General features: G+C 66.8%; 13 protein-coding genes. 1 reads left to right on the top strand and 12 read right to left on the bottom strand.

Annotated features, from left to right (window positions below; translation table 11 throughout):
• Positions 1 to 87 precede the first annotated feature (87 nt).
• From OM960_RS15595 to OM960_RS15610, 4 genes are all read right to left on the bottom strand, one after another.
• Positions 88 to 540 carry a hypothetical protein gene (locus OM960_RS15595; protein ID WP_264772597.1) on the bottom strand — a complete coding sequence of 151 codons (453 nt, stop codon included), beginning with the start codon at positions 538 to 540 and terminating at the stop codon, positions 88 to 90.
• On the bottom strand, positions 528 to 1424 hold the full coding sequence (locus OM960_RS15600) for a nucleotidyl transferase AbiEii/AbiGii toxin family protein (protein ID WP_264772598.1): 897 nt from the start codon (positions 1422 to 1424) through the stop codon (positions 528 to 530). The genes OM960_RS15595 and OM960_RS15600 overlap by 13 nt, the downstream gene beginning before the upstream one ends.
• Before the next feature lie 108 nt (positions 1425 to 1532).
• Entirely contained in the window at positions 1533 to 2240 is a 708-nt protein-coding gene (locus OM960_RS15605; protein WP_264772599.1) for a hypothetical protein, read from the bottom strand.
• A gap of 29 nt (positions 2241 to 2269) precedes the next feature.
• Positions 2270 to 2830, bottom strand: coding sequence for a hypothetical protein (locus OM960_RS15610; RefSeq protein WP_264772600.1), 561 nt, complete (start codon positions 2828 to 2830; stop codon positions 2270 to 2272).
• Positions 2831 to 3043: 213 nt separating this feature from the next.
• Here OM960_RS15610 and OM960_RS15615 point away from each other — a divergent pair, with 213 nt between their 5' ends.
• A complete protein-coding gene (locus tag OM960_RS15615) occupies positions 3044 to 3175 on the top strand; it encodes a hypothetical protein (protein WP_264772601.1) in 132 nt (43 codons plus the stop codon).
• A gap of 14 nt (positions 3176 to 3189) precedes the next feature.
• On the opposite strand, the gene OM960_RS15620 is transcribed toward OM960_RS15615, so the two are convergent.
• From OM960_RS15620 to OM960_RS15655, 8 genes are all read right to left on the bottom strand, one after another.
• A complete protein-coding gene (locus OM960_RS15620; protein ID WP_264772602.1) occupies positions 3190 to 4212 on the bottom strand; it encodes a hypothetical protein in 1023 nt (340 codons plus the stop codon).
• Between the two features lie 71 nt (positions 4213 to 4283).
• Complete coding sequence (locus OM960_RS15625; protein WP_264772603.1) at positions 4284 to 4700, bottom strand: hypothetical protein; 417 nt, start codon at positions 4698 to 4700, stop codon at positions 4284 to 4286.
• 2 nt (positions 4701 to 4702) lie between these two features.
• Positions 4703 to 5083 carry a hypothetical protein gene (locus OM960_RS15630; RefSeq protein ID WP_264772604.1) on the bottom strand — a complete coding sequence of 127 codons (381 nt, stop codon included), beginning with the start codon at positions 5081 to 5083 and terminating at the stop codon, positions 4703 to 4705.
• Between the two features lie 10 nt (positions 5084 to 5093).
• Positions 5094 to 5930, bottom strand: coding sequence for a hypothetical protein (locus tag OM960_RS15635; RefSeq protein WP_264772605.1), 837 nt, complete (start codon positions 5928 to 5930; stop codon positions 5094 to 5096).
• Positions 5930 to 6730 carry a hypothetical protein gene (locus OM960_RS15640; RefSeq protein ID WP_264772606.1) on the bottom strand — a complete coding sequence of 267 codons (801 nt, stop codon included), beginning with the start codon at positions 6728 to 6730 and terminating at the stop codon, positions 5930 to 5932. The genes OM960_RS15635 and OM960_RS15640 overlap by 1 nt, the downstream gene beginning before the upstream one ends.
• A gap of 102 nt (positions 6731 to 6832) precedes the next feature.
• A complete protein-coding gene (locus tag OM960_RS15645) occupies positions 6833 to 7438 on the bottom strand; it encodes a hypothetical protein (protein ID WP_264772607.1) in 606 nt (201 codons plus the stop codon).
• Between the two features lie 129 nt (positions 7439 to 7567).
• Positions 7568 to 8164 carry a hypothetical protein gene (locus OM960_RS15650; protein WP_264772608.1) on the bottom strand — a complete coding sequence of 199 codons (597 nt, stop codon included), beginning with the start codon at positions 8162 to 8164 and terminating at the stop codon, positions 7568 to 7570.
• Between the two features lie 84 nt (positions 8165 to 8248).
• Positions 8249 to 10417: a PcfJ domain-containing protein gene (locus OM960_RS15655; protein WP_264772609.1), complete on the bottom strand. Its 2169-nt coding sequence runs from the start codon at positions 10415 to 10417 to the stop codon at positions 8249 to 8251.
• Positions 10418 to 10419: the final 2 nt, after the last annotated feature.

Genomic DNA, 10419 nt, shown 5'->3' on the forward strand with positions numbered 1-10419 from the left:
GAGAAATAGAAGATCGATTTTCCGGAATATTCACTCTATGCGGCGAGAATGTGGCACCGCCATCCCCCGGTGGCGCCGGCGATTACCTCAACGCCGGTAGGCGGGCGCATCCCGGGCCGGATCGAGCGCGTCGGCATAGCCCGCGGCGGCCGCCACGACCTCCGGTCCCGCGCCGAGCGCGTCCAGCGCCCGCAGGAGTTCCGGCATCCGGTCCGTCTCGAACGCGTCCGGATCGATATCGTCGGGCGCTGCAAGCCAGGCCGCCTCCGGATCGCCGCGATGGACCAGGGCATCCGCGATCGCCATCTCGGGCCGCAGCATGCGCCGGCCATCCGCTTCGATGCTCCAGTCGCGCAACACCGCGAAGTGCCGGTCGTCGCGGCGCAGGATCCTCACCTGTCCCAGTCCGGCGGTCTCCGCGATCTCCCCCTCCGGCAGGATGATCTCCGTCAACCGGTGGATCTGCGTCGTCCAGCCCTGAAGCCAGAGCGCGGATCCTCCCGCGAGGAGCCCGTCTTCGGTCAGGCTCAAAGGCCGCATTCGGCATCCCTCGACATGTCCGAGACGAGATCCCGTCCAAGCTCGAAAGCGGGCCGGAACGCGCCGAAGAGCGCATCGAGGTGGCCGTCAGCCCGCATCCGCGCATGATCCTCCGTCGAGAACCAGCGCGCCATATCCGCATCGAAGGCGGCGCGGTCGGTCCCCGCATCGTGTACGAAGTCCCGCTCGAGGCCGTCTCGGATCTCGTCGGGGCGCCGCCCATAGATCCCCATGCTGGCCGCGAGCGCCGCGGCGCGGTCCGCATCGGCCGGGACCATGGGCGCGATGAAACCGAGATCGTGGATGTCGCGCTGCTTCAGGACCGGCCGCTGCGCCAGCGCGACGATCTTGTCGGCCCAGATCGAGACCGGCGCGGCGCCGGCGATCGGCGACCGGGAGGTGAACCCGCGGACCGCCGGAACCCGGGGCGCCGCGAGATAGGCCGCCAGCCGCTCCTCCGGGCAGGTGTAGAACTCGACCTTGATGCGGATCGCCCCGAGCTTTTCGGGGTGTTCCCAGCGGACGTTGAGGCGCTCGACCGTCCCGGTCCGGTCCGGATCCCCGCTACCCTTCACGCTCAGCCCCACCGTCGCGCCCGGCGTGGTCAGCGAGGACTGCATCTGCAGGGCCGCGCCGATTTCCCGGGCCCGGCCGAAGAGCCGTGACACCGCCTCCGGGGTCGCCATGAAATCGAGATCCTCCGACCAGCGCGGAGAGCCGTGCAGGAGCGAGATCGCGGTCCCGCCATGAAAGACGAGGCCCGGGGCCTCGCCCTGGAGCCGGCCGATCTGCTCGAGGACGCGGAGCTGCAGGCTTTCCGCGATAGCGATGCGCTCGTCATTGGTCAGATCGCTGCGCCTGATCCTGCTGGTCTTGTCCGCCACCATTCATCCATCTTTCATCGTGTTTGGCCGGGATGCCGGGATCGCTCCCGGCATCATCCATGTCCCTGAGGCATATCACAAGATCGCCGCCGCTCCGCCACGGCCGCCTCAGGGCTCCACCCCGAGGGTCCCCGCGATGCGCTCGTGGATCGCGGGGCGGTTTGCGGCCAGCCAGGTCATGATCGGGACCTCATCGGTTTCGACCGAGAAGCCCACAGGCTCCCGCATGAAGCCCATCGTCGGATTGAGCGAGAGATAGGCGAAGAGCCGCGACGCGGTCGGATCGCCGAAATGCTTGAGCCCGCGGGCGACCCACTCCGAGGCTTCGCTGAAGGACCAACCCTCGGCTTCGAGCCCCTCGATGTCGTGGGTCTCGGCATTGGCGAGCCAGGGGCGGATGTCGACATTGGCGGAGATGGCGCGGTCTTCGGAGTTGAGCCGGCCCAGGACCGGCGGGCTCAGCGCATCCTCGGCGCGCACCCAGACCGCGTCCTGCGGCAGCCTCATGTTCGCGGCGTGGCTGGTCTCGACCAGGTCCTCGGTGCGGATCCGCCCATCTTCGGGAATTTCCGCCCAGCCGCCATCGGCCTGGCGGACGGTGCGGGGCGCGTCGATCTTCACCATGCACCAAAGGTCGATCTCGCGGCTCTCCAGCGGCAGCGAGATCGCCGCCTTCAGGAGCTCGGGATCCCTCTCGAATTCCGCGACCCTCGCGCGCAGGATCTCGAGGAGGTGCGCGCCGGTGACATCGCCCCCCTCCTTGTCGACAGACACCCCGACCTTCAGGGGAAGTGTGAAGACATGCGTGTAGCCCATTTTGTTTCCCGTCTTGTTTCCGGTTTAGCTCAGGCCGAGGGTTCGTCGCTCTCGGCCTGGGCCGCGAGCCACTCCTCGTGATTGGCCTCCATCTCGGCATGGAAGGGCGGCAGGTAGCCGAGGTCCCAGCTCACGGCCTCCATCTCGCGGATGAAGGTGGCGATGTCGCGCGGATCGGTCGGTACCTCCTCGGTGAGCCCGATGTCGTCGATGAGGTGAACCGGGTGATCCTTGTCCGGATCCCATCTCGGCCTGGTGGCGGCCATCCCGGCGCGCAGATCCGCATAGCGCTGACGCTCTGCCGTATCGATGCGGTTCACCACCGGGGCCGCCTCATCCGAGGCGAGAATGGCGTCGATGACCTCGATCTCCCGGACGTAGAAGCTCTTCTGGAGGTCTGGAAGGCCGACCTGGCCCGGAATGAACTCGAGGCGATCGTCGGCATCCCCTCCGATCGCCGCCATGGCGATCCGGTCATGACCCTCAAGTGTGATCGCGCCCGCAAAGACGACGCGCCGGCGGACCTTGTAGTTGTCGCCGTCGCAGTAGAGGTACTCGATCCCCGTATTGTGCGGATCGTGAGGATCCATCGTCTTTCCGGAAACTTCGTTCGCCATGGTCGCTGCCCATCGATCTGCCGTTCCGTCCAGGATAGTCGCCTGTGCGAAAATTCGAAAGCCGTAACGATATCATGGATATTCTTTCTTCTTTCGGCCGGCCCGGCGATTTGTCGCCGGATCCACACTCCCCCGACCCGGGCGGCGGCGCTACATCCGGAGAGCCAACCAGCCAAAGGAGTTAACATGGCGAAATACAGCGGCAAGGCCCACAGCAAGCACGAGAACGACACCCATTCCCGCCAGCTCGACCGCACGCAGCCCGACTACTGGCAAAGCCGGGGTTACGCGGGATTTCCGGACAAGGGCCGGCGCTGACCGGGATCCCGGGACTATGCAGGCGCCTGTTTCCAGACGGGCGCCAGTCTCGCCCGGAATTCCGGGCTGCGCAGGACCTCCCAGTCATCGAACGGCATCATCGGATCGAAGCCGGGGAGATCCGGCGCGGCCTCCGCGCAGAGGCGATGGAGCTTCTGCAGCGATCGCGCGAAGTACCCGAGGACCGTATAGTCCTCCTCAATCTCCGCACCGATCTTCTTCGACGCCACGAGATTGCGCGTCATCGCCGCGCACCGCTCGAAGGATGGAATCGTCCTTGCGGCCCGGAAGGCCCTGCCCTCCGGGCGCCGCGTATCGGGGTCGGTGCCGAAATCGGCGAGTGCGGCATCGAAGAACCCGTCGAGGGTCTCGAAGCCGGCCTGGACCCTCATGTCGTCCATCCAGTACCGCACCGCCCGGATCTCGCCGCTCTCCTCGTCACGGGAACGGATGAATTCATCCATGAACAGGGAGAACCCCTCGTCGTCCTTGTCCACGACATGGGCCGAGAGGAGGGCGAGAAGGCTGAGGGCATGGAGCGGAAGGAGCCGGGATGGGGCCGGATCGTTCGTCCCGCGGCGGAGTTCGCCGAGAAACCAGCGCATGGTCTCCAGCTCGCCCCAGCCGAGCAATTCCAGGCTTTCGATGATCCTTTTGGTTTCTCCGGCCGCCTGCATGGTCCGGAGCGCCACGGAGGCGCGGTCCAGCCGGATCATCAGGGATGACAAGGCCGGGGACTCCCCGCTGCCATTCAATGCCCATGCGAGGCCGCCCCAGCCATCGTCATCCCGGAAGAACTCCGGAACCGGCTCGGACAGGACCCTGCCAAGGCCCGGAACGCTACCCTCGATCCTGGGCAGGAGATCGCGAAACGCGCGGGCGCGCGACACCGGCCGCACATCGGTCAGTCCGCGCAGGAGAACCTGGTGCTGCGCGGCATTGCCGCCCGCGCCTGGCATGCGCTTGTCCAGGATCAGGCTCGGCAGATAGACATCGAGGCGGTTCAGGATCTCGTGCGGGTATTGCGGCAGGAGCATGGGGATCCTCCGGGGGCGAAACGCCATGCTGCATTATCCCGCCGGAAGATCAAGCGGCAGCGCGATGATCTTCAGCCGGGCTCGATGGGTGCGTCTCCGGTGTCGTAGTTCGGTTTTTCAGGCGCCGGTCCCGCGGCGGACTTGCGCAGATGGGCGCGCAGGACGCGCCGCGCCTCGCGGATCTCGGCGGCATCGAAGGCGCCGGAGATGGCGATCATGTCCGCGCGCGCGATCGGGACGCATCGCCCGCCCCTGGCGGCCGAGCCCTCCGCAACCCTGTCGATCGGCATCGTGCCACGGATGTCGTGGGCGAGACCCGCAGCCGGATCGGCGGCGAAGGCGTGGTGCAGGTCGCCGTTTTCGTCGCGCAAACCCCAGAGCTCGAGCCCGGTCGCCCGGACAAGTTCGTCCGCGAGCACCCAGCACCGGCCGCGCAGGTAGCGGCGCCGGACATGCTCCGGCGCGGTCGAGACGAAGCGGCGCGGCATCATCAGAGTCCAGGCGTGTCGTCACGGAAATCGACGATCCCGGCCATCACTTCAGTGATGGCGTCGTTCAGCGCGTCAGCGTCAACCTCTTCCGCGGTCAGGCCGAAACAGGCCAACGCCCGATGCGTCGCCTCGTCGGCAGCATCATCCACGCCTTTGGCGTCCTGCGGCGTCGCGGCCATGTCGAAACCTGGGGTCTTGGCTGGGAATACGTGATCCTCGTCAATCAGATCTCGCATCACCTCCTCGATGCCATCATTAAGCTGCTCCAGCGTGGCGGGATGGAACCGATTGATCTTGTCGGCTTCCATGCCGTAGGCCGAGAGGGCCGCATGGGTGGCGTTATCCAACGCGTCGTCGAAGTTCTTCCTGAAGTCGCTCATGTCGCTCTCCTCATAGTTCGAATTCATCTCCCTCGTCCGGCTCATCCTCGTCCGGCTCGTTATCGTTCTCCGGCCGATGGCCGTAGACGATCTCGTGGGCCCGTTCGACCCCGTCGCGATCGTCTTCCTCGGCCACGACGAGAAGGCCTGGCTCCTCGGTCGCGAAGAAGACCGAGGTCTCGGTGTCCTCGTCGAACCCCGCGCCGTCGAGCATCAACGCGGGAAACCGCGCGGCCAGGGCCTTCAGGAAGGGGATAGGCACATCGTTCACGGTGTCGAAGCGGACCGAGAGCGCGCCCTCCGCATCGAGCCTGAAGAGCCCCTCCTCCGCGTCACAGCGCGTCCCCCAGTGCTTCTCGCGCCAGGGCAGCCAGTTGAAGTGGCCTGTCTCCTCGTAGGCCCGGATGGCGATGCGCCCCGCCTCGATGGCCTCGGGAAACCGCGCTTCGCCTTCGGCAAGAAGATCGGCATCCTGGAGGCCGTCGAGCCCGTGGCGCTTCAGGATCGCGGCGCGGGTCCTGGCCATCTCCGGCGGCATGAGGTCCTCGAAGGGATCCATGCCGGCCAGGAGCCGGATGTAGTCGCTATCCGGACCCGAAAGGATCGCGAGGCCAAGTTCTTGGCCTTCCGTCTCTCCCGTCGCCGCCAGGCTCTGGGGTTCCGGCGTGACACCGCCGAAAGCAAAGGGGAGCCAGGCGCCGTAGCCAGGCTCCCCTTCTTCTAGACGCCTGCGCGCCTCTCCCGGCTCGAGACCGGTGAGAAGAGCGAGGATCTCCTCGAGGCGTGCCTCCGCGAGGCCGCCGGAGCCCGAGGAGATCGTGACCCGGTTGGAGACGAGGTTGCCCATCAGGGTTCCATTCCGTCGTCATCTTCGGGCTCGCCGTCCTCCGCGAGGGTGGGGAAATCCGCCACGAGGCGGTCCCAGACAGCATCCATTGCGACCCCGAAGGCCTCCTCGGGATCGAATTTCTGCGATTCCGCGTAGATCGCGGACTGGATGCCGGCATCCGGCACATCCTCCAGCCCGGGCTCGGTCTGGCCAAAGGTGTCGCGGACATCCGCCACCGAGATGCTCAGGAAACCGACATAGGCGCCCGTCGCCTGTTCGAGGACGATCTGGGCGTGCTGGATGACATGCGGGTTCGGGATTTCGGCGACCTTGGCCGCGACCGCCCGCGCATGTGCGATCCGGTGCTCGTCATGCGGCGCCGAAAGCAGCGCCTCGCAGTCCGCAAGCGGCAGCTCCCAGGAGCCGAAGACCTCGGGGCGTCCGGGGCCTTCGGTCCGCCAGTCACTGACCTTGAAGCCGTTGTTGGTGATCGCATCATCCGTGTTGATGGCCATCAGGACACCCTCGCCATCCGGCAGGATCGCGATCTCGCTGTCATCGGCATGACCGCGCGCGCGCCCGGATTCGATCCTGCGCATCAGCTCCGCGGCGCGGGCCTCGGCGACGAGGTCGAAGACATGGAAGCGCGGAACGCCGAGCTCGCCCAGGTCATCGAGGAGCTCGTCGAAGTTGTCCGCAGTGATCAGTTCGGCCATCTCGCCCTCCTGGACCGACATGGCCAGGTTGGCCGGCCCCTCCCCGTCCAGGTCCGAGCGGCGAAGGAAAAGCGGAATCAGGATATGCTTTTCAGATGACATAACGGACCTCTCATGGCGATTTTCGCAAGAGTAGGGCCTGGCACCGAAAATCCAAACGGGGGAGAGCGGCGGCGATCCCGCCGCCGCTACCGCCTGCGCGACCTACTTGACCGCCGAGCGGAGCCAGCCATCGACGAAGGGCCCGTTATGGGTCTCTAGCGTGACGGTCATGTCGTGCATGAGATTTCCGCTCAGCTCGGGCGTTACGCGCGCGTGGCCCTCGTAAGAGCGCAGACCCTGGAAGAGCTCCACGATCTGGGCGAAGGGCGCCTCCTCGGTCTCCTGTCCCCAGAGGAACCGGCAGCCGACCGCGCGCAGATCGCCATTCGCGATCTCGAAGACGCCCTCCTCGCCATCCGCCAGGATGAGCCGGTCGAACTCGTCGGCCGCGACGCGGCCGATCGCCATCAGCGAGACGGCGCCGGCCAGCCCGCTCGTATCGGAGGGGAATTCGACGACATCGAGCCAGAGGTCGCGGTCCCGAAGCTCGCTGCGGAACTTCATGCCGTTCGCCATCGGCGAGGCGTTCATGAAGGCGTCGAGGCCGGCTGCGGGCACCGCAAAGGCGGTCAGGTCGCCATCCGCCGGAACATGGCCCGCGACGCCCGAGCAGTCCGCATCCGCCAGGACGGAGGACGCGAGCGGAACGGACATGACCGCAGCGGCGGCCAGGATGGCGGACAGGCGGACGAAGACGGGATACGGCATGCGAAAACTCCTTTTGATGACAAACTTTTTCGCAACGCATTTCGGTGACGTCAAGCGAAAAATCGCGGCGGAGGCCGGAAACGAAAACGCCGCCCCGAAGGGCGGCGTATCATGCGATTCCCGAGGGAATTACATGCCCGGGCCGGCCGGCTCCTCTTCCTTCGCCTTCTCGGCGGCGCGCTCGGCCATTTCCGCGCCCATCTGGCCGAAATAGGCATAGGCGAACGACTTGCCGTCCTTGTCGAAGGTCGCGCCGATGAAGTTCACCTCGTGGGACGCGCCATCCTTCTCGACCTTGCCGCCCAGGTCGACGCTGCCGGCCTCGACGAGGACGCGGGAGGCGTCGCGATCGGCGGCGCGGGCACGGCCGGCCTCAGCGCGGCCGGCCTTGGCGGCCTCGAGCTCTTCGGGGGATTTCTTGGCCGTGGGCTCGCCCTGCTCGCGGACGGTCGCGACCATGACATGGGCCACGTTGCCCTGGGTGAAGTACGCCGGGCCACGGAAGACATGCGGCTTGTCGGAGCCGGCGACCTCCTTCAGCTTCGTCTGGGCGGCCTCGCTGAACGCCTCGACGATGCTTTCCTTGCCTTCCGCGTTGACCACGAGGGCGCGCAGAGCGTCCTTGTCGTCCTTGGTCTTGAAGGTCTCGAGCGAGCCCGCCTTGATCACACCGACGCGGGTGCTCCAGTCGCGGTCGTCCTTCTTGCCTTCGGGTTTCTCAGCCATGATGTCCTCCGTGGATGGGCTGTTGATGTTCCAGTTCGAAATCTAGGGCAGATCGAAGAAAATTGAGAAACACTTTTCGCATATTCATGGCGCCGGAGCCGCCGGTTCCGGCTCGGCCGCCTCTTCAAGGGCCGGACGGGGCTGCCGTGCGCGCTCCATCAGGATCGCCGCGGCCTTCGGGCTCATCGCCGCGACGAGGTCACGCGCGCCCTTGTCGCGGAAAAGTACCTCCACGGAGGGAGATTTCCCGAAAGAGCCGCCGATGATGTAGCGCCATTCCTCCCAGGCGGCCTGGCGGCGCTCGGGCTCTCTCCATTCCATCCCGATCACGCCTTTCCAGGTCACGACATGGGCATGGTTCTTTTCCTTGCCGAGGCCCTGGGCGCGGACATGCTCGCGCCAGGCGGTCAGTTCCTCGAAGTTGATCCAGGCAGCACCATTCCTGATGGTGCCGAGCCATTCGGCACAGGCTGCCGCGGCATCAGCCGAGGGATCTCCGTTGCCTTTGGAGCGGTGCTGAACGACCGTGAAGTTCTGCCGCGCCTCGGTCTCGGTCTCGCCGCGGATGGCGGAAAGCTCGATCGTGGAATAGCTCTCCTTGCCATCGGGTGACTGCACCGAGAAGATGTGGCAATTCGCCTGGAAGGCCTTGGAGAGATAGAGCCGGCCAACGCAGTGGTTGAGCCGCTCGGATTCGAGCCGCATCAGCCCGAAATTCATCAGCGGCCTCACGACGCAGCCGTTCGAGGCATGGAAGTTGTCGGCGAGCCGCGGGAAGGACTCAACGCCATACCTTTCGAAGCGTCCGGTCAGCGCCGCGCCGTCGTCGACCGCATATCCGGTGGCCGCGTTGAGCGCCGGGATCCGCGAGGCGTAGCGGCGCGCAAGCTCCATCACGCCGGCCGCGACATTCTTCGCCTCGCCAAGAAACACCCGTGACGCGACGCCCGTGGCGGCCGCGAAGAACTCGTTCGAGACCTCCGGGATCTCCTCCGCGGTGCTTTCGATCGAGCTCAGCGCGAGCGGGATGACCGCGGTGCGCGAGAAATCCTCCACCGCCTCCATCGCGTCGATCGTCGTCAGCGCGATGGCCCGGCGGTCGTAGGCCGCCGGCTCGAAGTCGGCGGCCTTTGCGAGCGCGGCATGAAAGGCCACCCAGTCGCCCTTGCAGGCCGAGAGCGTCTTGGCCACCGGCACACCGAGGCCGTTCTCGAGCGGGATCGCGCAGCCCGCGAGGATGTCGTGGAAGATCCGCCAGGAGCGGTCGTCCTGTGGCACCCGGTCGGGCGGCAGGTCGGAAAGGTGCTTCAGCGCGAGATCGAGCGAGACCTCGCCCGAGACGGTGAAGCGGCGAAGCCGGTTCACGCCGAGCGCGTCCTCGCCGCGCGCCTCCTCGCCCTCATTGAACAGCCGCCCGACCGGCAGGCCGACCTTGAGCTGGGAAAGCCGCTTCAGCGCGCCCTTGCCGAGCCCGGTGCGTTCGATGATGAGCGGCTGCAGCGGCTCGCGGCTGTCGACGGCGCGCGCGAGGATCGGGTTGTCGGCGATCATTCCGGCGAGGACCGGGAAAGAGGCCGCCGCCTGCATCCGGTCGCGGGCCGCCTCTCCCGTTGCCGAGGCATACCAGTGGACGGCGCGCGCGCTCGGACGCTCGACCGCGGCGAGCGCCGTACGGGCCGCCTCGATATCTCCAGGCGCCGTTTTCGGAATCGCCTTGAAGACGGAGGAAACCGCGGCGCGAATCCGGGCCGACTCGAAGCCCGAGACCGGCATGCCTACGCGCAGGGCCGGATTGCGGATTGGTGTCAGGTCCCCGCCGCGATCCTTCACCAGGCGATTGGCGATCATCCAGCCCGCCTGGTCCCTGCCGAGAAGGATCACCTCGGGATCGTCATCGGCCCGGCCCGCACTGGCATCTCCCGGACCGCCGGAGAGAAAGGCCTCCCACGCGTTGACCTGGCTCGAGAGCCCGGCCCGGACCTTTGCCCCCTCGATCGCGGCGCGCAGGTTGGAGGCGGCAAGAAACGACCAGAGACCGACCGACCCCACGGTGTCGGGCCGGACCAGGGCACCTCCCATGATCACCGGCCGCACCGTCGGCAGGCCGTCGCCGGACGGTCCGCCGAGATAGCCCGACAGGCGCTGATCCGCCTCGCTCCAGCGCAGCATCATCCATGACGGGTCCTTGCCGTCGCCGGCGAGGAAGATGTCCGCCCCCCCGTCCCGGGGCCTGAATTCGTTCAGAACCCTCATGT

The organism is Defluviimonas salinarum, from assembly GCF_026013545.1.
GTDB lineage: Bacteria > Pseudomonadota > Alphaproteobacteria > Rhodobacterales > Rhodobacteraceae > Albidovulum > Albidovulum salinarum.

Excerpts from the sequence above, each read along its gene's own strand:
- OM960_RS15595 (WP_264772597.1), bottom strand. The coding sequence starts at position 540 with ATGCGGCCTTTGAGCCTGACCGAAGACGGGCTCCTCGCGGGAGGATCC.
- OM960_RS15605 (WP_264772599.1), bottom strand. The coding sequence starts at position 2,240 with ATGGGCTACACGCATGTCTTCACACTTCCCCTGAAGGTCGGGGTGTCT.
- OM960_RS15610 (WP_264772600.1), bottom strand. The coding sequence starts at position 2,830 with ATGGATCCTCACGATCCGCACAATACGGGGATCGAGTACCTCTACTGC.
- OM960_RS15615 (WP_264772601.1), top strand. The coding sequence starts at position 3,044 with ATGGCGAAATACAGCGGCAAGGCCCACAGCAAGCACGAGAACGACACC.
- OM960_RS15620 (WP_264772602.1), bottom strand. The coding sequence starts at position 4,212 with ATGCTCCTGCCGCAATACCCGCACGAGATCCTGAACCGCCTCGATGTC.
- OM960_RS15625 (WP_264772603.1), bottom strand. The coding sequence starts at position 4,700 with ATGCCGCGCCGCTTCGTCTCGACCGCGCCGGAGCATGTCCGGCGCCGC.
- OM960_RS15630 (WP_264772604.1), bottom strand. The coding sequence starts at position 5,083 with ATGAGCGACTTCAGGAAGAACTTCGACGACGCGTTGGATAACGCCACC.
- OM960_RS15635 (WP_264772605.1), bottom strand. The coding sequence starts at position 5,930 with ATGGGCAACCTCGTCTCCAACCGGGTCACGATCTCCTCGGGCTCCGGC.
- OM960_RS15640 (WP_264772606.1), bottom strand. The coding sequence starts at position 6,730 with ATGTCATCTGAAAAGCATATCCTGATTCCGCTTTTCCTTCGCCGCTCG.
- OM960_RS15645 (WP_264772607.1), bottom strand. The coding sequence starts at position 7,438 with ATGCCGTATCCCGTCTTCGTCCGCCTGTCCGCCATCCTGGCCGCCGCT.
- OM960_RS15650 (WP_264772608.1), bottom strand. The coding sequence starts at position 8,164 with ATGGCTGAGAAACCCGAAGGCAAGAAGGACGACCGCGACTGGAGCACC.
- OM960_RS15655 (WP_264772609.1), bottom strand. The coding sequence starts at position 10,417 with ATGAGGGTTCTGAACGAATTCAGGCCCCGGGACGGGGGGGCGGACATC.